The organism is Stenotrophomonas sp. S4 (genome assembly GCF_054187805.2).
This window is the reverse complement of sequence record NZ_CM196188.1, coordinates 653,379-676,697: the sequence shown is the minus strand read 5'-3', so window position 1 is coordinate 676,697 and position 23,319 is coordinate 653,379. Positions and strand designations below refer to the sequence as shown.

Below are 23,319 nucleotides of genomic sequence, written 5' to 3'. Positions count from 1 at the left end.
CGTGGTTACGGCTGGTAGCGGATGTCAGCGTCGACGCTGCTGCCGCCGGCCTTGCCATCCTTGCCCAGGCTGACCAGCTCATACGGCTGGCCTTCGCCCGGCGCGCGGTATTCCAGCGCGTGGCCCCACGGGTCATTCAGGTCGGCCGGCTTGGCGTACGGGCCGAGCCAGCCGCCGACACCGGCCGGCGCCGTCACCAGGTCGTTGAGCGTGCCCGGCAGCTTGCCGGTATCGATCTGGTAGTTGTCGATCTTGGACGCGACGGTCTGCACCTGCGCCTTGGCGATGTTGGCCTTGCCACGGTCGGCGCCGCCCAGCACGCGGCTGGCGACCAGGGTCAGTACCGCGCCGATCAGCACGATGACGATGATGATTTCCAGCAGGCTCATGCCCGACTGGTTGCGCGCGGCGGTGAAGGAAAGGCGGATCGGTCGGCGACGGGCAATCATGGACGGTCCTTTCAGTTGCGGAGTGTCGGGGTTGCAGGGAGTGCCATCGTCAACCGATGGCGTTGGTCAGGTCGTACAGCGGCACCAGCACGGCCACGATCACCGCGCCGACCACCGAGGCCAGCACCAGGGTGATCGCCGGCACCATCGCCGCCAGCATGCGGTCGATGCGCCGGGCGCTGTCCTGTTCGAACGTATCGGCGGCTTTCAGCAGCATGGTATCGAGCGCGCCGGATTCCTCGCCGACCTGGATCATCTGCAGGGCCAGGCGCGGGAACCGCTTGCCGCGCGACAGTGCCAGCGACAGGCCGGCACCGTTTTTCACTTCATCGGCGGCCGTTTCCACGTCGGCGGCGAGTGCGCGGTTGCCCAGCACGTTGCGGGCGATGCCCAGCGCACCCAGCAGCGGCACGCCATTGCGCAGCAGCGTCCCCAGCGTACGCGCCAGCCGCGCGGTTTCCAGCTCGCCGACGAGGCGGCCGATGCCACGCCGCTGCAGCAGCCAGCCATCCAGCGCCAGCCGGAACGCGGGTTGCCGCGCCTTGCGCTCGAAGAACAACACCACCAGCGCCGGCACCACCAGCAGCAGCACCCACCAGTCGCGCACGAACAGGCCCAGCTGCAGCACGGCGTTGGTGAACCACGGCAGCGCCACGTCCAGGCTCTCGTACATCTGCGCGAACTGCGGCACCACATAGCCGAGCAGGAACAACAGCGCACCACCGACCACCACCAGCAGGATCGCCGGGTAGACCAGTGCGTTGATGACTTTGCCCTGCAGCGCGCGGCTGCGCTCGAGGTAGTCGGCCAGGCGCTGCAGGGTTTCATGCAGGCTGCCACCGGCCTCGCCGGCGCGCACCATGTTCACGTACAGGCGCGAGAACAGCCCATGCTGGCGTTCCAGCGCGGTGGACAGCGGTGCACCGCCGCGCACTACGTCGCGGATGTCGGTGATCGCGCGGCGTGATCGTTCGTCCTCGGGCAGGCCCAGCAGGATCGACAGCGCGCGATCCAGCGGCTGGCCGGCACCGAGCAGGGTCGCCAGCTGCTGGGTGAACTGCAGCAACGCAGCACCCTGCAGCGGGCGCTGCTGCAGCAGGTTGCGCCAGCTGCTGCCACCGATCGCGCCGGCATCGGCCAGCTGCGTCTCCATCGGCAGGTGGCCCTGGTCCTGCAGGCGCGCGATCAGCTCGGCCTCGCTGGCCGCTTCCATCTGCCCATCGAAGACCTCGCCATGCGGATTGAGCGCCTTGTAGCGATAGTTCGGCATGTCAGCCCCGGCGTCCTGCGTGCATCAGCTTTCCTCGGTCACGCGCAGTACTTCCTCGATGGTGGTCTGCCCGCTCAACGCCTTGGACAGGCCATCCTCGTACATGGTGCGCATGCCAGCCTCGCGGGCGATGCGCTCGATCTCGCCCATGCCATCGCGACGCATCACCGCGCGGCGCAGCGCATCGTTCATCACCAGGAATTCCATGATGGTGGTACGCCCCAGATAGCCGGTCGGCGCCAGTGCCGACGGCTTCGGGCGGTACAGGTGGATCGGCCCTTCCGGCTGCAGGCGGCGCAGTTCGAACCGCTCGATCTCTTCCGGCGAGGCTTCGTAGCGCTCGGCGTGGGTCGGTTCCAGCCGGCGTACCAGGCGCTGCGCCAGGATGCCGTTGATGGTGGAGGTGAGCAGGTAGTCTTCCACGCCCATGTCGAGCAGGCGGGTGATGCCACCGGCGGCATTGTTGGTGTGCAGGGTGGACAGCACCAGGTGGCCGGTCAGCGCCGACTGGATGGCGATGCGCGCGGTTTCCAGGTCGCGCATTTCGCCGATCATGATGATGTCCGGATCCTGGCGGACGATGCTGCGCAGCGCGTTGGCGAAGTCCAGGCCGATCTGCGGCTTCGCCTGGATCTGGTTGATGCCCTCGATCTGGTACTCGACCGGGTCCTCGACCGTGATGATCTTGACGTCGGCGGTGTTGAGCTGGCTCAGCGCGGTGTACAGCGTGGTGGTCTTGCCCGAGCCGGTCGGGCCGGTCACCAGCAGGATGCCGTGCGGCTGCTCCAGCACCTTGCGGAACTGCGGCAGGAAAGCGTCGGTGAAGCCGAGCCGGTGGAAATCGAACACCACCGTTTCGCGGTCGAGCAGGCGCATCACCACGCTTTCGCCGTGCGCGGTCGGCACGGTACTCACGCGCAGGTCCAGCTCCTTGCCCTGCACGCGCAGCATGATGCGGCCGTCCTGCGGCAGGCGGCGCTCGGCAATGTTGAGCCTGGCCATGATCTTGATGCGGCTGATCACCGCGGCGGTGAGGTTGGCCGGCGGGCTTTCGCCCTCCACCAGCACGCCATCGACGCGGTAACGGACCTTCAGCCGGCTCTCGAACGGTTCGACATGGATATCCGAAGCGCGCAGCTCCACCGCACGCTGGATCACCAGGTTGACCAGGCGGATCACCGGCGCTTCCGAAGCAAGGTCGCGCAGGTGCTCGATATCGTCGACCGCACCGCCCTCGCCATCCGCGGTTTCCACGATCGCGCCCATCGCGCTGCGGCCCTGGCCGAACCAGCGCTCGACCAGGTCATCGATCTCCGCGCGCATGCCCAGCACCGGCGTCACCGGAACCCCAAGCGCCAACTGCACGGCCTGCTGTGGATAGGCATCGTGGGCATCGGCCAGCCACAGCCGCACCCCGTGTTCATCCAACTCCAGCGGGCACACATGGAACTGCTTCAGGAAGCGCAGCGACAGCGGCAGTCCCTCGGCCAGCGCCTGCGGCGGGGCCTCCGGCACCTGCTTGCCTTCCAGCAGCGGCAGGCCCAGCACCTCGGCGCTGGCCTGTGCCTGGTCGCGTTCAGACACCAGGCCCAGGCGCACCAGCAGGCCCAGCAGGCTGCCACCGGCCTCGGCGTGCAACGGCCGCGCGCGTGCCAGGTCTCCTTCCTTGAGCCGGCCGCGCGCCAGCAGCGCATCCAGGATGCGGCCTTCGGCGTCGTCGGTAACGGTTGCAGCGAGCGCGTTCACGTGACTCTCCTGTCAATCGGCCCGACTTTAGCAGTTAAGCCGTGATTTCCGCCGCCCTGCGGCCACCTTTCGTAAAAAGACGAAGCCCGTCACACAGGATGACGGGCTTCGGCCATTCAACTACGACACAAGGTACTTACTGCGTGGCGAGAATGCTCACACCGTTGTAGGCGGCTTCGCCCACCACCTTGATGTAGTAGGTGCCGGCGGTCGGTGCCGTCACCCGCACCGTTTCCGAGGTGCCCGGACGCGTCGAGCGGGCGTCGCTGTCAGTGGCGCTCGGCTCGCGGCCCTTGGCCAGATACACCGACACGTTGCCGGTACCACCGTAGGTGATCACGCTGAGCTGCTTGCCGGCGACGGCTTCGAAGCTGTACAGCTTGCTGCTGCCGGCGGCGCCGTTCAGGCCACCGACCGCGGCCTTGTTGGTCAGCGGCGTGGCCACCGGCCCGCAGTTCTCGGTGCAGGGCTCTTCCAGTGCCTTGGCCAGCGCGGCCTTGGCATCGACGATACCGGTGCCGATCGGGGTGGCGGCCGGGATCGCGACCGGGAACGGACGCGCGGTTTCCTTCAGCAGGGTACGCATCGCGGCCGGGGTCAGCGGATCCTTGCCCTTGGCGATCAGCGCGCTCTGCACCAGTGCAGCGACGGCCGCGACATGCGGCGACGCCATCGAGGTGCCGCCCAGGCCCATGTAGCTGGGCGTACCCGACTCCGGCGTGGTGGCGGCGTTGGAGCCAGCCTGCCAGATGTAGCCGCCCGGATTGCCGTCGACGCTGCCGCCACCGCCCGGACCGGACAGGTCCACGCGGGTGCCGTAGTTGGAGTAGTAGGTGATGCCGCCGGTGATGCGGGTGGCACCGACGGTCACCACGCCGTCGCAGCTGGCCGGCTGGTACTTGGACGCGTTGTCGGTTTCATTGCCGGCGGCCACCACCACCGTGGTACCGCGCGAGATCGCGCCGCTGATCGCATCCTGGTAGGTGCTGGCGCAGGCGCCACCGCCACCCAGGCTCATGTTGATGATCTCGGCCGGATTGGTGTTGGCCGGGATGCCCGATACGGTGCCGCCGGAGGCCCAGGTCACGGCGTCGGCGATGTCGGAGAGGTAGCCACCGCACTTGCCGAGCACACGGACCGGCAACACCTTGGCCTTGTGCGCGACACCGGCCATGCCGACACCGTTGTTGGTCTGCTCGGCGACAGTGCCGGCCACGTGGGTACCGTGCCAGGAGCTTTCCTCGGCCAGCGAGCCGTCATAGCACTCGTTGTCGTTCTCGACCCAGTCACCGTAGTCCTGTGCGCCCGGCACGCGATCGTTGGTCGGGCGCCGCGAGGTCTCCGCATCGCTGATGAAGTCGTAGCCTTCCAGCAGGTTGCCGACCAGGTCGGGGTGCTGCGGCAGGATGCCGGTGTCGATCACCGCCACCACGATGCCCTCGCCCTTGGAGACATCCCACGCCGACGGCGCGTTGATGCCACCGGTGGCGTTGTAGTAGTGCCACTGGTACTGCTGGTACAGCGGGTCGTTCGGCACCAGCGCCGGCTGCACGTCACCGGCACGCAGTTCGGTGCGGCGCAGCTTCACGTCGGCTTCGGCGTACTGCACCGACGGATCGGCCTTCAGTTCCTTCAGCACACGCTGCAGTTCGGCAGGCGCCAGGCGGCCCTGCACACGGATGAGGTCCGCACCGGTAGACAGCTTGCGGACCACCTGCGGGCCGAGCGTGCTGGCGCGGGACGTACCGCCGGAGAGGCTGGCACGGCTCAGTGCGGACTGCACGGTGGACAGCTTCGCCGAGCGGTCGGTGGCGGCAGCAGCACCAGCCCGGTACTTGACGATGATGCGCTGGGTGCCCGGCTCGGCGGTGCTGGCCTGGCGCACCGGTTCACGGGTCGGCAACCCGGCGGCGTGGACGGCACCGACCGCCGTCATCGACAGCACGGCGGCGGCAAGCACATTGATGCGAAGGTTCTGCTTCTTGATCACGTCGAATTCCTCTTCTGGGTCATGGATCGAACCAACACTGCGGCCATCATTCCTTGACGACTCCCGGCCGGCCCAGCCGGGATTGCCGTGACCTCCCCCCAGGCCCTCACTGCAGGTACGGCGCCGGCGTGGGTGGCCGCCGGCGCAATGGAGTGGCTTACCAGCCGAAGCCAGCACCGACGCCGACCGAACTGTCGTCGCTGCTGAAGGCACCGCCGAAGGTGACCGTGGCGCGATCGCTGATCGCACGCTGGTAACCCAGCGACAGCGCCGATTCGCCGCCCTGGAAACCGATGCCGACACCAACACGGTTCTGGGTGCGGATACCGGCGGCACTGGTGGCCATGTTGAGCATCGCTGCGCTCATCGCGCCCTGGCGGTCGATGCGGCGGTCCATGTGGCGCAGGCGTCCATCGATCTCGCCCTTGAACACATCGAAGCTGTCAGCAACGGCTTTGACGCGGCTGTCGGTGTAGCTGTTCGCCGTTGCCATGCCGCGGTCCAGCTGGCCCTTGTTGACGGCGTCGGTGGCGGTGGTGCCAGCGGCGACGTTGGTGACCTGGCGTTCGTTGCCTTCGCTGCCCACCGAGACCGTGTTGGCACGATCGGCAACCGAGCCCTGTCCCAGCGCAACGGCATTTGCCGCAGTCGCATTGGCGCCCTGGCCGATGGCCGTGGACGAAGCGCCGCTGGCCACTGCGCCATCGCCCATGGCCACGGCGTTGAAGCCGGTGGCCGGGGTGCCAACCGGAATGCCCGCCCCCGCCGCGGCCACCGTCGGCGTGCCCTGCACGCGTGCGGTACTGGCCGGTGCGGCATCGGCCGTTGCCGGTGCGTCGGCCACGCTGGCCAGCGGGCTTTCATCCAGCGACGCACTCATTGCACGCAGGCTGGACGCGCCTGCGCGGGTGCCACCCGCAGTACGACGGTCAATCTCGCTGACCTTGCGGTCCAGCGCCCCCAGCGCATCGCCGACGTTGCCGTAGGTGGCGCCCTGGATCACGTAGTTCGGCGCCACGAACACACCCTGCATGCCGACGCTGGCGCCACCGCCGAGGAAGCTGGCGGCATCGCTGAGCGACTGGAACAGCTGCCCGCCATTGATCGCCTGGCGGCTGCCGGCGGCAATGTTGCCCGCGCCGACGTTGTCGATGGTGGTGCCCTGGAAGCCGGACAGGGTCAGGCGGTCACGGCTGGCGTCGTCATAGCCGACTGCACTGGCCGCCGTGGTCTCGACCGTGGCGATGCGCGAGTCGAAATCACCGACGCGGGTTTCCACTGCGCCCACGCGCTGGTTGGTGACGTTGAGCTGCGAACCGGTGATGGCATCGCTGCTGCCGGCAGCGATGCGGCCATCGGCCACATTGACGATGCGGCGCGTGGCCGGGCCGTCGGTGCCGTTGCCACCACCGACCGACACCACGTTGGCATCGAGCGCTCGCGAGCCCGCACCCAGCGCCACCGAGTTCGCACCGGACGCGCCGGCACTGTTGCCCAGTGCAAGCGCACCATTACCGATGGCCATCGCGTTGGCACCCAGCGCATTGCTGCGTGCGCCGCTGGCACTCGCGGCCGAACCGATCGCGGCGGCATCACTGCCGCTGGCACTGGCGGTACCACTGCCGGTGGCCTTGATGTAACGCGCCGTGCCATCAGCCGTTGCGGCAACCGCATCAAGCTGGCCGCGGTTGACCGCATCGGTGCGCTCGGTACCGGCGGCGACACGGGTGATCTGACGATCACTGGTGCTGCTGCCCACCGACACGGTATTGGCACGGTCGGCCACCGAGCCAGCGCCCAGTGCGATGCTGCCGGCCGCAGACGCATTGGCACTGACACCCACTGCGGTGGCATTCGCGCCGGTGGCCTTGCTGCCGTAGCCGACCGCCGTACCGAGGCGGCCACTGGCTTCGGCATAGCTGCCCAGCGCCGAAGCGCCATCGGCCGAGGCAGTGGCGCGGAAACCACTGGCCTGCGACTGCGTGCCGCTGGCCGTGGCCTGCGCACCGCTTGCCGTGCTGTAGGCGCCCTTGGCCTGGGCGCCAGCACCACTGGCGCTGGAACCGAGTTCGCTGGCGCTGGCGCCGCTGCCCACCGCCACGCTGTCGACACCACTGGCCTGTGCGTTGGTGCCCAGTGCCGCCGCGTTGTTGCCGGTCGCCAGGGCATCGACGCCTACCGCCGTGGCGTTGGCGGCCATCGCGTTGGCACCACTGCCCAGCGCGGTGGCGCCATTGCCGATGGCGTTGGCCGCGTTGCCGGCGGCCAGTGCGTTGTCACCGTCCACCAGGGCACCGGCCTCGCCATCGGCGTTGCCGCTGGCCTGGAACTGGCGGCTGGTCTTGTCGGCGACGCTGGCAACGGCATCGAGCTGGCCCTTGTTCACCGCGTCGGTAGCGTCGGTACCGGCTGCCACATGAGTTACCTGGCGTTCGCCACCGGCTTTGCCGACGGCCACGGTGTTGTCACGGTCGGCCTTGGAGCCGGCACCGAGGGCGACGCTGTTGCTGCCGTTGGCGGTGGCATTGGCCCCCAGGGCCGTGGCATTGCTGCCGGCGGCCCACGAGTTCCAGCCGATTGCCGTGGCGTAGTCTTCGGTCGCCCATGCGCCGGCACCAAAGGCAGCGGCACCGGTGCCGCTGGCACGCGACGGGATCAGGCCGAAGAAGGTACTGCCACCGATGGCCACGCTCTCCTCGCCGCTGGCCTCGCTGGACTGGCCCACCGCCACGGCACCGGTACCGGCTGCAGCAGCACCGAAGCCGACGGCGGTCGTGTTGGCACCGCTGGCCGCCGAGCCGTAGCCCAATGCGGTGCCGAGGCGTCCACTGGCCTCGGCATAGCCACCGACGGCAGTGGTGCCATCGGCGGAAGCGGCACTACGGAAGCCGCTGGCCAGTGCCTGCGTGCCGCTGGCGTTGGATTCGGTGCCGGTTGCCGTGCTGTACGCACCGCTGGCCTGTGCACGTGCACCTACCGCGCTTGCGCCCAGTTCACTGGCGCTGGCGCCAGTGCCGAGCGCAAGGCTGTCTTCACCGGTGGCCTGTGCCGTGCTGCCCAGCGCCGCCGCGTTGTTGCCGGTGGCCAATGCATCGATGCCCACGGCCGTGGCGTTGGCAGCCAGCGCGTTGGCACCGCTGCCAAGTGCGGTGGCACCGTTGCCGATGGCGTTGGCCGCATCACCGGCCGCCAGCGCGTTGTCACCCTCGACCAGTGCTCCCGTTTCGCCATCGGCATTGCCGCTGGCCTGGAACTGCCTGCTGGTCTTCTGCGCCGCGGCGGCCACCGCGTCGAGCTGGTTCTTGTTGACCGCGTCGTTGCCCTGCGTGCCATCGGCCACGTTGGTGATCTGGCGGGTGTTGCCACCACCGCCTACCGATACGGTGTTGTCGCGGTCGGCGATCGAATCCGCACCCAGCGCCACGCTGTTGGCACCGCGCGATTCAGCGGCGTTGCCCAGCGCGGTGCTGTTGATGCCGCCGGACCAGGCGCCGCCACCGACGGCGGTGGAGTAGTTGCCCGATGCCTCGGTGGCCAGCACGCCGAACAACGAACCACCGACGGCGACGCTGTTGGTGCCGGTGGCCAGGCTGCCCTGGCCGGTGGCCGTGCTGTAGGCGCCCGACGCTTCCGAGTCGCCACCCAGCGCCACGCTGTTGGAGCCGGAGGCATTGGCGAAGTTGCCGAAGGCGGTGGCGTTGAAGGCCGATGCCTGTGCATAGCCACCGATGGCGGTGCTGTAGCCGCCGGTCGCTTCGGCGCCGATGCCGAACGCTGCCGACGCGGTGCCACTGGCCACGCTCTCGCTGCCGACCGCAGTGGCGCCACGGCCACTGGCGTTGCTGAAGTAACCCACCGCCACGGCCTCCTCGCCGGAGGCTTCGGACAGCACGCCGGTAGCGGTGCTGCCTGCGCCGCTGGCGATGCTGGCCGCACCGAACGCCGCACTCTGCTCGCCACTGGCCTCGCTTTCCGCACCCTGCGCGGTCGCATATTCACCGGTCGCCTGTGCGTTGGCACCGACCGCACTGGCGTTGGCGCCGCTGGCCAGGGCGTTGAAGCCCAGTGCCTGCGCGTTGTTGGCCAGCGCGTTGGCGCCGCTGCCGAGTGCGGTGGCCCCGTTGCCGATGGCGTTGGCTGCATCACCGGCGGCCAGCGCGTTATCACCGTCCACCAGTGCACCGGCCACATCACCGCCGTTGCCGCTGGCCTGGAAGAAGCGGCTAGTGGTGGCTGCTGCGCCTGCCACGGCATCCAGCTGCGCCTTGTTCACCGCATCGGTAGCCTGGGTACCGGCAGCGACATTGGTCACCTGGCGTTCGTTGCCAGTGCTGCCCACCGACACCGTGCGCGCACGGTTGGCGACCGAGCCGGCGCCCAGTGCGACGGCGTTGCTGGCGCTGGCGTTGCTGCCGGCACCGAGTGCGATCGCGCTTTCACCGCCAGCCACCGTGTTGGTGCCGATGGCGATGCTGTTGAGGCTGTTGCCCAGCGCCTGGAAGCCAAGCGCCACGCTGTTGTCGCCATAACCGAATGCGCCGCGACCGACGGCGGTGGAGCTGGCGCCGTTGGCCCAGCTGTTGTAACCGATGGAGGTCGCACCACTGCCACTGGCCCAGGCCGCGTTGCCGAATGCCGAGGCATTGGTGGCCGTCGCCCATGCGCCGGAACCGAACGCACTCGCGCCGCTGGCGGTGGCCCAGCTGTAGCCGCCGACGGCGGTGCTGTCGTCACTGCTGGCGAAAGCGCTGTCGCCGACCGCGACCGCGTAGCTCCCGGTCGCACGCGATTTGCCACCGGCCGCGAAGCTGTTGTCTCCGCTGGCCTTGGCGGCATTGCCGAACGCACTACTGGCAGCGCCGGTCGCCTGCGCACCGCTGCCGACCGCCGTGGCGTCGGCAACGGCGGTGGTACCCACCTGCTGCGCCGTGCCGTCGGCACCGATGATCGGCTGGTTGTATTCGTCGTAGGCCTGGCCGAGGCCACCGATGGCGACCCCGCCATTGCCGGTGGCGTTGCTGTTGCGACCCACCGCCACGGCGTCATCACCGATGGCCGAGGCCGCTGCGCCATGCGCGACCGCGCCGGCGCCGATCGCATTGCTCGACGAACCCGCCGCAACCGCACCTTCGCCCTCGGCCAATGCACCGGCATCGCTGCCTGCTTCCGGCTGCGCCTGGAAGAAGCGCGCGGTGCTGTCGGCGGTGCTGGCCACGGCATCGAGCTGGGCCTTGTTCACTGCATCCGTCGCTTCGCTGCCAGCGGCAACGCTGGTGATCTGCCGTTCGTTGCCGGCGCTGCCCACCGCCACGCTGTTGGCGCGGACGGCTTCGGAGTTCGCGCCCAGTGCAACGCTGTTGGGACCGCGTGCGGTGGCGTAGTAGCCCACGGCGGTGCTCTGCGCGCCGCTGGCCCAGGTCTGCGCGCCGAGCGCGCTTGCGTTCTCACCCGGGGCGTAAGCGAAGTAGCCGACGGCGGTGGATTCCGCACCGGACGCTTCGGTCAGACTGCCGTTGGCCACCGCGCGATCACCGCTGGCGATGGCGCCGGCGCCGACGGCGGTGGCCGCTTCGCCGCTGGCCTGGGTCTGCACGAAGAAGCCCAGGCCCGGAATCAGATCGGCCGGGCCGCCGATGGCCACGCTGCTGGTGCCGGTGGCGTTGCTCTGCGTGCCCAGCGCAGTGGAGTAATCACCGATGGCATTGGCAACCGCACCGAACGCGGACGACTGCGCGCCGGCGGCATACGCACCAACGCCATAGGCCGACGCGGCGAATCCACCGGCCTCGGCACTCGCACCCACGGCCGTACCGCCGACACCGGCACTGGTGGCGCCGGTTTCCACCGGCACGCCGCCACTGGTGATCAGCGGATTGCCATTGGCATCCACCGCAGCACCACCCACGGCGACACTACCCGGGCCGTTGGCCTGCGCGTTGTTGCCGAACGCGGCACTGTTCTGGCCCGTGGCCAGCGCGTTGTTGCCAACGGCGGTGGCGTTCTGCGCGACGGCGGTAGCACCGGCGCCCACGGCCGTCGCGCCCTTGCCGATCGCATTGGCGGCCTCGCCGGCCGCCAGCGCCTCGTCGCCCTCGGCCAGTGCACCCGCATCACTGTTGCTGCTGCCGTTGGCCTGGAAGCGCTTGGCGGTGGCATCGGCCACGGCGGCGACGCCCTTCAACTGGCCGACGTTGACCGCATCGGTATCTTCAGTTCCCGCGGCGACGCTGGTGATCTGCCGGGTCAGGCCGTATTCGGCGGCGCCGACAGAGACGGTATCGACGCGGTCGGCCAGCGAGCCGGCGCCCAGCGCCACGCTGCCGGTAGCAACCGCGGCCGAGTTCGAACCCAGCGCTGTGCTGTACTCACCGACGGCGGTGCTGAACGCACCCACCGCGATCGATGCTTCGTTGGCGGCGGTAGCGCCGCGACCCAGTGCGGTGCTGCCCGGGCCCATCGCCACGGCACCGCCGCCGACAGCCGTCGCGCCATCAGCAGTGGCTTCGGACAGCGCACCGAGTGCGGTGGCCGCGCCGTTCTCGCTGGATGCGGTAGCGCTTGCGCCGACCGCGGTGTCGCCGAGACCGAATGCCGCCGCGCTCTGCCCGACCACCACGCTGGCGTCGCCGATGGCCAAGGCACCCTGGCCGAAGGCACTGGCACCGAGACCGGCGGCAATGGCCTGCGTGCCAATGGCGGTGGTGGCGTTGGCCAGCGACTGTGCACCGGCGCCGGCCGCGACTGCGCCCTGCCCCTCGATCTTCGCCGCGTCGCTGTCATCGCCTGCGCCGTCGGCCTTGAAATAGCGGTTTCCATCTGCGGCGACATCCGCCAGCGCGGCCTGCGTGGCGCGCGCCTGCGCATCCAGCTGCGCCTTGTTGACCGCATCAGTGCCCTGGGTACCCGCGGCCACGTTGGTGATCTGCCGTTCCTTGCCGGCATCGCCGACGGATACGGTGTTGGCCCGCGTGGCCTTGGAGCCAGCGCCCAGCGCCACGCTGTTGGCGGCGCTGGCACTGCTGTTGCTGCCGATCGCCACCGCGTTGCTGCCCTTGGCCGTGGCCGAGCCTTCGATCAAGCACTTTTCCAGCAGCTTGCCGCTGAATGCAACGCAGGTGGCGCTGCCGCCGATCTGCACCGACTGTGCCGTCGCGCTGCCGCTCATGCCCAATCCCAATACCAGGCCCAGTGCCACCGCCAGCAGTGCGGGCGTGGCCTGTGTCGCATCGCGGCGCTGGTCGACGACCCCGCCACTGCTGCTGTCGGAGGAGGCCAGTTCCGAGGCCACCACCAACTGACCCAATGCTTTGTTCCAGACCTTGCGATAAATCCGATTCATCGGTACGGCTCCTGATTGGACTGGTTTTGGGCAAAGCAACGCCACCGCTGGGCTTTCCGGCCCAACGTCCCCTGGGGGCGTTTATTCGCGTGATTTACTGCGGGGTATTGCCGAACGGCGCGCAGCGACAGAAAACCGAGCGCGTGCGCCAACCGGTTACTGCGAAATGAATGATTCTGAAACGGGGTTCAAGTGTTAACGGCAACTTTGCAGATCGTCAAGACTTTGACACGACAAATCCTATTGCCGTGAAGCAGTTCACTATTTCACGTGTTTATAAAAGTATTTTGTTAGGTATACGTGACGAACTGTTGGCGCATGAAAACGGATGTAACTAGCGGGCAGAACAGGAATTTCACGCACGCAAAGAAAAACCCGCCGACACAGCGGCGGGTTTCTCCATACGCGATGGCATTGCGGCCTGCGCGGAACGATGCGATCAGCCGCACCACACCCGCGCGTTGCGGAACATGCGCATCCACGGCGAATCACCCTGCCATTCAGCCGGTGCCCAGCTCAGGTTGAGCGCGCGCGGGGTGCGCTCCGGGTGCGGCATCATGATGGTGACGCGGCCGTCGCTGCTGGTCAGGCCGGTGATGCCGTCGGGCGAACCGTTCGGGTTCAGCGGATACTGGCTGGCGATGTTGCCATGGCCATCGATGTAGCGCAGCGAGACGCGGGCGGCAGCCTGGTCGACGGCGTTGTCGAACACGGCCTGGCCTTCGCCATGCGCCACCGCTACCTGCAGGCGCGAGCCGGCCATGCCACGCAGCAGGATCGACGGCGATTCCACCACTTCCAGCAGCGCAGTGCGGGCTTCGAACTGCTCGCTGGCGTTGCGGCGGAACTGCGGCCAGTGCTCGGCACCCGGGATGATGTTCTTCAGCTGGCTCATCATCTGGCAGCCGTTGCACACGCCCAGCGCAAAGCTGTCTTCGCGCGCGAAGAACGCGGCGAAGGCATCACGCAGCGCGCTGCGCTCCAGGATCGAGGTGGCCCAGCCACGGCCGGCACCGAGCACGTCGCCGTAGCTGAAGCCGCCGCAGGCGACCAGGCCAGTGAACTCCTGCAGCGCCACGCGGCCTTCGATCAGGTCGCTCATGTGCACGTCGAAGGCGCGGAAGCCGGCACGTTCGAAGGCGTTGGCCATTTCGATCTGGCCATTGACGCCCTGTTCGCGCAGCACGGCCACGCGCGGGCGCGCACCGGTGCTGATGAAGGGTGCAGCCACGTCTTCGTTGAGGTCGAAGCTGAGCTTGGGCTTCAGGCCCGGCGCAGTGAAGGCACGGGCGACCTCGCGCTCGGCATCGGCGTTGGCCGGGTTGTCGCGGCGCTTCTGCATCGCGTGGGTGACCGACCACCAGGCGTCGAACAGCGCGTCCCAACGCCATTCGGCCAGGTTCTCGCCGCCCAGCGACACGCGCACCACCGGCGCGGTGGTCGGCTTGGCGATGCGCTGTGCGCATTCGGTCAGTGCGTGGCGCTCGACCAGGTCGGCGAAGGCAGCGCGGTCTTCGCGCGCGATCTGCACCACCGCCCCCAGTTCTTCATTGAACAGGCTGCGGAACGGATCATCGCCCCAGGCATCAAGGGTGATGTCCAGGCCCAGGCGCGAGGTGAACGCCATTTCGCACAGGGCGGCGAAGGCACCACCGTCGCTGCGGTCGTGGTAGGCCAGCAGCAGGCCGGACTGGCGTGCATCGCGGATCAGTTCGAAGAAGCCACGCAGGCGCTGCGGGTCGTCCAGGTCCGGAGCGGCACCGGCGAAGGCTGGCAGCTCGCCGTGGTCGGCATGCACCTGGGCCAGGATCGAACCACCCAGGCGCTGCTTGCCGGCGCCGAGGCCGATCAGCCACAGCTCGCTGTCCACGTCGCGGTCGAGCAGCGGGGTCAGTTGCTGGCGCACGTCGGCCACCGGCGCGAACGCCGAGATCACCAGCGACACCGGCGACACGCTCTTGTGCGCTTCGCCCTGGTCGTGCCACTGCGCCTGCATCGACAGCGAGTCCTTGCCGACCGGGATGCTGATGTCCAGCTGCGGGCACAGTTCCATGCCCACCGCCTTCACCGCGTCGTACAGCAGCGCGTCTTCGCCCGGGTGGCCGGCCGCGGCCATCCAGTTCGCCGACAGCTTGATCTCATCCAGCGCATCGACCGGGGCCGCGCACAGGTTGGTCAGCGCTTCGCCCACCGCCATGCGTGCCGACGCAGCGGCGTCGAGCAGGGCCAGCGGGGTGCGCTCGCCGATCGACATCGCTTCACCGGCCACGCCATCGAAGTCGGCCAGGGTGATCGCCACGTCGGCCACCGGCAGCTGCCACGGGCCGACCATCTGCTCGCGCGCGGTCAGGCCGCCGACGCTGCGGTCACCGATGGTGACCAGGAAGTTCTTCGAGGCGACGGTCGGGTGCGCGAGCACGCGCAGGCCCGCTTCCTGCAGGTCCAGGCCGCCGGTCTTCAGCGCCGGCCAGCGCGGGGCCGGCGGGTGCGCGGTGTCGCGGTGCATCTTCGGCGGCTTGCCGAACAGCACGTCCATCGGCAGGTCGATCGGCGCATCGGCCGGGGTGTGGCCCGGCACGGCGCCGTAGGCCACCACCAGGTGTTCCTCGGCGGTGGCCACGCCAACCGCGGCGAACGGGCAGCGCTCGCGGGCACACAGCGCGGCGAACTCGGCCAGGCGCTCCTGGGCCACGCCCAGCACGTAGCGCTCCTGCGACTCGTTGCACCACAGCTGCATCGGCGACAGCGACGGATCGTCGGTGGGCACCTTGCCCAGGTCGATGACACCGCCGACCTTGGAGTCGTGCAGCAGTTCCGGGATGGCATTGGACAGGCCACCGGCGCCGACGTCGTGGAAGAACTTGATCGGGTTGTTGGCCCCCATCGCCACGCAGCGGTCGATGACCTCCTGGCAGCGACGCTCCATTTCCGGGTTGTCGCGCTGCACGCTGGCGAAGTCCAGGTCCTCGGCGCTCTCGCCCGAGGCCACCGAACTGGCCGCACCGCCGCCCAGGCCGATCAGCATTGCCGGACCGCCCAGCACGATCACCGCGTCACCGGCCTGCAGCTGGATCTTGTCGACCTGCACGCGATCGATCGCGCCGAGGCCACCGGCCAGCATGATCGGCTTGTCGTACGCACGCACCAGATCGGCGCCTTCCGGCAGCTCGAAACTGCGGAAGTAGCCGAGCAGGTTCGGGCGGCCGAACTCGTTGTTGAACGCAGCACCGCCGAGCGGGCCATCAGTCATGATTTCCAGTGCCGGCGCCATGCGCGGGTTCAGCGCGCGCGGCGCTTCCCACGGCTGCGGCAGCTCGGGAATGCGCAGGTGCGAGACCGAGAAACCAGACAGGCCCGCCTTCGGCTTGCCGCCGCGGCCGGTCGCGCCCTCGTCGCGGATCTCGCCACCGTTGCCGGTCGATGCGCCCGGGAACGGCGCGATCGCGGTCGGATGGTTGTGCGTTTCCACCTTGATCTGGAACGCGCTGGGCACCTGCGGCTCGCGGCGGTATTCGCCACTGGCCGGATCGGGGCGATAGCGCGAGGCCGGATGGCCTTCGATCACCGCGGCATTGTCGCTGTACGCGCTGAGCGTGTGCTGCGGGGTCTGCTGGTGGGTGTTCTTGATCATCCGGAACAGCGAGCGGTCCTGTTCCTGGCCGTCGATGGTCCAGCTGGCGTTGAAGATCTTGTGGCGGCAGTGCTCGGAATTGGCCTGCGCGAACATCATCAGTTCGACGTCGGACGGCGCGCGTCCGAGCGCGGTGAAGCGTTCGCGCAGGTAGTCGATCTCGTCCTGGGCCATGGCCAGGCCGAGGCTCTGGTTGGCGGCCTCCAGCTGGTCCACCGGCACGCGCTCCAGTTCACCCCGGGCCGGCGCCGAGAACAGCGCCTGGCCCTGTTCCACGGTCTCCAGCACCGACTGCGTCATCGGGTCGTGCAGCGCCTTGACCAGCGCCTGCTGGGCGGCGGCATCGGCCGGCCAGCCCTGCACGTCGATACGCAGGCCACGCTCGACCCGGCTGACCGGCTGGCCGGCACCGCGGACCAGTTCGGTGGCCTTGCTCGACCACGGCGACAGCGTGCCCAGGCGCGGCACCACGATGCGGCTGACCGCGCCGTCGGCCACGGCTTCGGCCTGCGGCGCCGCTTCGAGGATGCGGCACAGGGTGGTCAGGTCGGGGGCGGCGCTGCCTTCGGGCTGCACGAAGTAGACGTGCCAGGCGCCGCTGATGCGCAGGGAGGGAGCGATGGACTGCAGGCGGGATTCAAGACGTTCGCGGCGGAACGGCGACAGGGCGGGCGCGCCCTCGAGGACCATCATGTCCGGGGAACCGTAGTTGGGAAACGGGCCCGACATTGTACCGGAAGCGGGGGAAGGGCTCTGGCCGGGCGGCGCCCGGCACCCGCCGAGGCCAAGGCAACGGCAACGGCAACAGCAGCAGCCAAGGCAACAGCAGGCATTCCCTGGGCTGGCGGGGTGATGGGGGCCAGCAGGACACGCCGTAAACCCATCCATGGGGGCTCGATGGCGCCATCCATGGCGCCAACGGTCCTGCTGGCCCCCACCACCCCGCCCCCGACAGATTTCCGCGATCTGCGGTAGATCCACGCCATGCGTGGATGCTCCCCGGTAATGCCGGCCGCTGGCCGGCAACCAGGAAATTTCAGAAATCAGGCATTGAAGAGCGAAGCGACCGGCTTCTGCTTTTGATTTCTTGTTCTGTCTTCCGTGGCTGGCCGCGCAGGAACCTGTCAGGGGCCGGGCGGGTGGGCATCGCGGGGGTGTCTGATCTGGCCCCCTGAAAACGGACGCCATGAAGCCGTTTCAGGCGGCAGCCCGGAGCTGCCGGGCGTAGTTGTTAGGCGAGTGGTAGCCCAGCGCCGAGTGTAGCCGGGCTGGATTGTAGAAGCCGTGGATGTAAGCAGCGATGGACTGGCTGGCTTGTTCCTTACTGGCGTAAGGCTCGGCAGCCTCTTCTGTCTTGAGCGTCGCAAAGAAGCTCTCGACCACGGCGTTGTCCCAGCAATTGCCAGGCCGGCTCATGCTTTGGACCACGTCATGGGACTGCAGCAGCTGGCGAAACTCGTTCCCCCAGTACTGCCCGCCACGATCGGAATGGAAGATCAGGCCAGGTCGTTGTGGATGCAGAGCCCAGGCATTGGCGAATGCTTTCACTACCAGTTCTTCAGTCAGGCGCCTGGAAACGCTGTAGCCCAGCACCTGCCGGGTCTGGACGCTGATGACCACGGCCAGATGCAGCCATCCCTGGCGGGTGGGGACATACGTGATATCTCCGACCCACGCCGTCGGTCCGGTTCCGGGGGCAAATTGCCGATCCAGCAGGTTGGGGGCGAGCTGAGATGAGCCGCCGGAGGATTTGGGCCGGAATCGGCCTTTGGTCTTGCCCTGGATTCGCTCCTCGGCCATTAACCGTGCCACGCGCTTGTGGCCAACTGGATGATTCCTGGCTCGTAAGGCCCTGACCAGCCGACGCCGCCCATAACTGCGTTTGCTGGCCACATGGATGGCCCGAAGCTCGGTACGGAGGGCCGAATCGACATCGCACGTTTGGGCACACTGGCGGCGCAGGTAGTCATGGAATCCAGAGACAGAAACCCCAAAAAGCCGACACAGCAACCTGGTCGGGTAGCGAGTCCTTTGACTGGCGACGAAGGCGTACCTCACTTGGACTCTCTGGCAAAGAACGCCGCCGCTTTTTTTAGGATTTCCCGCTCCATCTTCAGATTGGCGTTCTCGGCCCGAAGGCGGCTGATCTCGCTTTCCAGGTCAGTGGCCGGCCTGCGGGCCTCAGAGGTCAACGACCGGCCAGCACGGACCGCGTCAATCCAATTTGCCAGCGTCTTGACCGACATCTCCAGCTGACGGGCCGCTGCGGCAGGCCCGAGCGACTCGGCCAACTCCACGGCTTGGTGCTTGAACTCATCGGTGTAGCTACGACGGGTGATACGGGACATAAGGGGACCTCCAAGTGCGATCAAAGTATCGCCTCTTGGCGTCCGCGGACGGGGGGCCAGATCAGTCCGCGGCATGGATGCCGCGGCCAAGCCCCCATGGACGGGTTTACGGCGTCCCCCGCGATGCCCACCCGCCCGGCCAAACCCATGAATTCGCGTGCCGACCAGCCACGAGGGGCTCCGCCGATGGCCGCCGACCGCGCGCAGCGCCGCCCTCCGCCCGAATCCCCGAACCATGCGCTTGCTCACGGATTGACCACACGATTGATGACAACGTTGTCCCCACCTGGCGCCGGACTCTCTCCCCGGCCTCCCAGGTACCCCGTCCGCCCCCTCCGTCGCCTTCCCGGGCGACGCCCGGACCTGCGTCACGCGCGGCGCCATCGGGGCCCGCGCGCCTTTTGATCGGAGACTTACCCATGTACGACCCGATTGTGCGCAGTGCCGAACGTGCGACCCGAAGCTGTCGTCCCCGCCGCCTGGCCTGGCTGCTTGCCCTGGCCGCCGGTACCGCCGCCCTGCCCGGCCTGGCGCAGGCCGCCAGCTGTGCCGGCGTGGCCCAGTGGGACCAGGCCAAGATCTACCGGGCCGGCGATACCCTGCAGAAAGGAGGCGTCCTCTATCGGGCGAACCAGGACATCTGGAACGCGCCGCCGGACCATCCGGCCGGTGCGCCCTACTACACCAACCTCGGTGCCTGCGATGGCAGCGGCAGCAACCAGCCGCCGGTGGTCAGCCTGACATCGCCGGCCAACGGCGCCACCTTCAGTGCCGGCAGCACGGTCAACGTGACCGCCACCGCCAGTGATCCGGACGGCAGCGTCGCCAAGGTCGAGTTCTTCCGCGACGGCAGCTCGCTGGGGGTGGCCACCAGTGCGCCTTATGCGGCCAGCTGGGCCAATGCCAGCGCCGGCAGCCACACCCTGCGTGCGGTCGCGACCGACAACAACAACGCCACCACCAGCACCCCGACCATCACCATCACCGTCAACGCCGCCGGTGGCGATACCACCGCGCCGAGCGTGCCGGGCGGGCTGGCGGTTGGTACCCGCACCGCCAACAGCATCGCGCTCAGCTGGAGCCCGTCCACCGACAACACCGGTGGCAGCGGCATGGCCGGCTATGACGTGTACCGCAACGGCAGCCTGGTCGGTTCGCCGTCCAGCGCCAGCTATGTGGATGGCGGGCTGACCGCGTCGACCACCTACCGCTACCGCGTACGTGCCCGCGACAACGCCGGCAATGCGTCGGCACAGGGCACCGAGATCAGCGCCACCACGCTGGCCGGTGACGGCGGCACCACCGGCAAGCGGGTCATCGGCTACTTCACCCAGTGGGGCATCTACGGCCGCAACTACCGGGTCAAGAACATCGACAGCAGCGGCTCGGCCGCACGCCTGACCCACATCAACTACGCGTTCGGCAACGTGCGCAACAACCGCTGCGAAGTGGGCATCACCCAGCCGTCGGATCCGAACAGCGGTGCCGGTGGCGATGCTTTCGCCGACTACACCAAGGCCTTCAGCGCCGCCGAGAGTGTCAGTGGCAGCGCCGATACCTGGGACCAGCCGCTGCGCGGCAACTGGAACCAGCTCAAGCAGCTCAAGGCCAAGTACCCGGGCATGAAGGTGCTGATCTCGCTGGGTGGCTGGACCTGGTCGCGTGGTTTCTCCAGCGCAGCGCGCCCGGAAAACCGCCAGGCCTTCGTCGCCTCGTGCATCGACGCCTACATCAAGGGCAACCTGCCGGTGACCGACGGTGCCGGTGGCGCCGGTGCCGCGCTGGGCGTGTTCGACGGCATCGACATCGACTGGGAATACCCGGTGGCCTGCGGCATCGAATGCGGCAAGCCGGAAGACAACGCCAACTTCACCGCGCTGATGGCCGAGTTCCGCCGCCAGCTCGATGCGGTGCGTCCGGGCCTGTTGCTGACGGTGGCGGTGGGTGCCGGCATCGACAAGATCCGCGTCACCGATCCGGCCGCGTACCACCCGTACCTGGACTACATCAACGTGATGACCTACGACTTCCACGGCGCGTGGGATGCGAAGACCAATCACCAGTCGGCGCTGTTCGATTCGCCGAATGACCCGTCCACCGGCGACCAGAAGCTGTACAACAGCAACGATGCCATCGAGGCCTTCATCAGCCGTGGCGTGCCCGCCGCCAAGCTCAACCTGGGCATCGGCTACTACGGGCGTGGCTGGACCGGCGTGGCCAACGCCAACAACGGCCTGTACCAGACCGCGACCGGCGCCGCCCCGGGCACGTATGAAGCCGGCATCGAAGACTGGAAGGTACTGAAGAACCTGGCGTGGCCGGGCTACACCGACAACACGGCCGGTGCCACCTGGATCTACAACGGCAGCACGCTGTGGAGCTTCGATACCCCGGCCAACATCACCCGCAAGATGGGTTACGTGAAGACCCAGGGCCTGGGCGGCGCGTTCGTCTGGGAGTTCAGCGGTGACGATGCGCAGGGCACGCTGACCAAGGCGGTCAGTGATGGCCTGAAGTAAGCAAAAAAGCCGGGGATGCGATACGCATCCCCGGCCTCGAATCTGTAGAGCCGAGCCATGCTCGGCTGCCTCATGCGGAACCGCAGTCGAGCATGGCTCGACGCTACAGTTCCGCGTCAGCGCTTCTCGGACAGCTTGTCCAGCGCCCCACGCAGCTGCGCCGGCGGCAGGTAACCGCCCAGCTGGGTGCCATCCGGCGCGAAGATCGCCGGCGTGCCATTCACGCCCAGCTGCTGGCCCAGCGCGTACTGCATCGCCACCGGGTTGGTGCAGTTCTTGGCCGGCACGCTGCCACCGCGCTTGGCGTTGGTCAGGGCCTGGCGACGATCCGCTGCACACCAGACCGAAATCATGTCGGTGTAGTCCTTGCTGCCCAGGCCCATGCGCGGGAACGCCAGGTACTCGACGGTGATGCCGTTGCGGTTGAGCTCGGCGATGTCCTGGTGCAGCTTGCGGCAGTAACCACACTCGATGTCGGTGAACACGCTGATGGTGTACTTGGCGTTCGGCGCGGCGAACACGATGCGATCGCCGTGGTTGGCCTTGGCCAGCAGGCCACGACGGTAACCGAGCAGGCCTTCACTGTTGGCCGGGCCCTTGGCGCGGGTGTCGTAGGGCTGCGACTGGAACAGGTAACGACCGTCATCGGACACGTACAGCAGCTGTCCGGAGACCACCACTTCGCGGAAGCCGGGGAACGGCGCGGCACCGATGTAATCCACCTGGAAACCCGGATTGAGCGCGGTCAGCGCGGCACGTACCGCCTGGTCGGCCGGCGCGTTGGCGGCCGGGCCGGCCTTGGCCGCAGCGGCAGGTGCCTTGGCGGCCGGCGGGGCCGGCTGGGCGCAGGCGGTCAGGCTGAGCGCACCGAACACGGCGGCGATGGCAAATCGGAGCATGGAGCGATCCGCAACAGAAGAAGATCCCGGATTCTGACACAGCCACCGGAACCGGGCCGCGACGCCCGGCACGGCCCCGGGCAGCGATTCAGCCCGGCGCTCAGCCGCGCGGATGGTGGCGGGCGTGCAGCTTCTGCAGATGCTCGCGCGCCACCAGGGTGTAGATCTGGGTGGTCGACAACGAACTGTGTCCGAGCAGCATCTGCAGCGCGCGCAGGTCGGCACCGCGGTTGAGCAGATGGGTGGCGAAGCTGTGGCGCAGGCCATGCGGGCTGATCCGCGCCGGGTCGATGCCGGCCACCTGCGCGTGGCGCTTGACCAGGTGCCAGAACGCCTGCCGGGTCAACGCATGCAGCGTCGGCTCGATGAACAACGGCGTCTGCCCATCGGCCAGCGCGTGCACCTTGCCCTTGCCGACCAACAGCGGGCGCGACTGCTGCAGGTAACGCTCCAGCCAATGCTGCGATTCCTCGCCCAGCGGCACCAGCCGTTCCTTGCTGCCCTTGCCGGTAACCCGCAACACGCCCTGGCGCAGGTTCACTGCTGTCGCCGGCAACAGCACCAGCTCGCTCACACGCAGGCCGGCGGCATACATCAGTTCCAGCATGGCGCGATCGCGCAGGCCCAGCGGACTGTCGATGTCCGGTGCCGCCAGCAGCGCATCGATCTGGCTTTCGGCCAGCGCCTTGGGCAACAGCCGTGGCAGCTTCGGCGGGTCGAGCAGCGCACTGGGGTCTTCGCTGCGTTCGCCACGGCGCACGCCATCTGCGAAGAACGCCCGCAAGGCCGACAGCAGGCGCGCATTGCTGCGCGGCGACCAGCCATGACGGGTGCGCCAGGCCAGGTAGTCGAACAACCCGGGACGTTCGATACCGGCCAGGCCACCGTCACGTCCATCCATCCAGCGCGCCAGTCCTTCCAGGTCGCGCCGGTAGCTGTCGAGGGTGGCGCGGGCCAGGCCGTTCTCGGCCCAGATCGCATCGAGGAAGCGCTGGATGCGCATGCTGTCGTCGGCGCGCAGCTCGGGCAGTTGCTGGACCAGCTGGCGGCGTTCGGCGGGGGTGGAAACAAGGGCCATGCGTGCAGGATACGAGGGCCACTGCGGGCACGGCCAGCTTTGCGTATGCT

General features: G+C 68.4%; 11 protein-coding genes. 1 reads left to right on the top strand and 10 read right to left on the bottom strand.

Features of this window, described 5'->3' with window-relative positions; all coding sequences use genetic code 11:
- Nucleotides 1–5: 5 nt before the first annotated feature.
- From gspG to ACUZUJ_RS02955, 8 genes are all read right to left on the bottom strand, one after another.
- Nucleotides 6–449: a type II secretion system major pseudopilin GspG gene (gspG, locus tag ACUZUJ_RS02990; RefSeq protein WP_014035933.1), complete on the bottom strand. Its 444-nt coding sequence runs from the start codon at nucleotides 447–449 to the stop codon at nucleotides 6–8.
- Between the two features lie 49 nt (nucleotides 450–498).
- Nucleotides 499–1,719 carry a type II secretion system protein XpsF gene (gene xpsF, locus ACUZUJ_RS02985; RefSeq protein WP_014035932.1) on the bottom strand — a complete coding sequence of 407 codons (1,221 nt, stop codon included), beginning with the start codon at nucleotides 1,717–1,719 and terminating at the stop codon, nucleotides 499–501.
- 24 nt (nucleotides 1,720–1,743) lie between these two features.
- Nucleotides 1,744–3,465 (bottom strand): type II secretion system ATPase GspE, encoded by a 1,722-nt coding sequence (gspE, locus tag ACUZUJ_RS02980; RefSeq protein WP_014035931.1) that lies wholly within the window; start codon nucleotides 3,463–3,465, stop codon nucleotides 1,744–1,746.
- Between the two features lie 136 nt (nucleotides 3,466–3,601).
- The gene (locus tag ACUZUJ_RS02975; protein ID WP_049443105.1) at nucleotides 3,602–5,455 is read right to left on the bottom strand and encodes a S8 family serine peptidase; all 1,854 of its coding nucleotides are present in this window, start codon (nucleotides 5,453–5,455) and stop codon (nucleotides 3,602–3,604) included.
- A gap of 157 nt (nucleotides 5,456–5,612) precedes the next feature.
- Complete coding sequence (locus ACUZUJ_RS02970) at nucleotides 5,613–12,794, bottom strand: ESPR-type extended signal peptide-containing protein (protein WP_458220920.1); 7,182 nt, start codon at nucleotides 12,792–12,794, stop codon at nucleotides 5,613–5,615.
- Between the two features lie 439 nt (nucleotides 12,795–13,233).
- Nucleotides 13,234–17,118: a phosphoribosylformylglycinamidine synthase gene (gene purL / locus ACUZUJ_RS02965; protein ID WP_458220919.1), complete on the bottom strand. Its 3,885-nt coding sequence runs from the start codon at nucleotides 17,116–17,118 to the stop codon at nucleotides 13,234–13,236.
- Between the two features lie 504 nt (nucleotides 17,119–17,622).
- Nucleotides 17,623–18,483, bottom strand: a complete 861-nt coding sequence (locus ACUZUJ_RS02960; protein ID WP_101764920.1) for an IS3 family transposase — start codon at nucleotides 18,481–18,483, stop codon at nucleotides 17,623–17,625.
- The gene (locus ACUZUJ_RS02955) at nucleotides 18,480–18,773 is read right to left on the bottom strand and encodes a transposase (RefSeq protein ID WP_087921478.1); all 294 of its coding nucleotides are present in this window, start codon (nucleotides 18,771–18,773) and stop codon (nucleotides 18,480–18,482) included. The genes ACUZUJ_RS02960 and ACUZUJ_RS02955 overlap by 4 nt, the downstream gene beginning before the upstream one ends.
- Nucleotides 18,774–19,192: 419 nt before the next feature.
- Between ACUZUJ_RS02955 and ACUZUJ_RS02950 the strand changes: the two genes are divergently transcribed.
- Nucleotides 19,193–21,292: a glycosyl hydrolase family 18 protein gene (locus ACUZUJ_RS02950; RefSeq protein WP_101764919.1), complete on the top strand. Its 2,100-nt coding sequence runs from the start codon at nucleotides 19,193–19,195 to the stop codon at nucleotides 21,290–21,292.
- Between the two features lie 116 nt (nucleotides 21,293–21,408).
- On the opposite strand, the gene ACUZUJ_RS02945 is transcribed toward ACUZUJ_RS02950, so the two are convergent.
- Nucleotides 21,409–22,191, bottom strand: a complete 783-nt coding sequence (locus ACUZUJ_RS02945; protein WP_458220623.1) for a thioredoxin fold domain-containing protein — start codon at nucleotides 22,189–22,191, stop codon at nucleotides 21,409–21,411.
- A 100-nt stretch (nucleotides 22,192–22,291) separates the two neighbouring features.
- Nucleotides 22,292–23,269 (bottom strand): site-specific tyrosine recombinase XerD, encoded by a 978-nt coding sequence (xerD, locus tag ACUZUJ_RS02940; RefSeq protein ID WP_049443100.1) that lies wholly within the window; start codon nucleotides 23,267–23,269, stop codon nucleotides 22,292–22,294.
- Nucleotides 23,270–23,319: the final 50 nt, after the last annotated feature.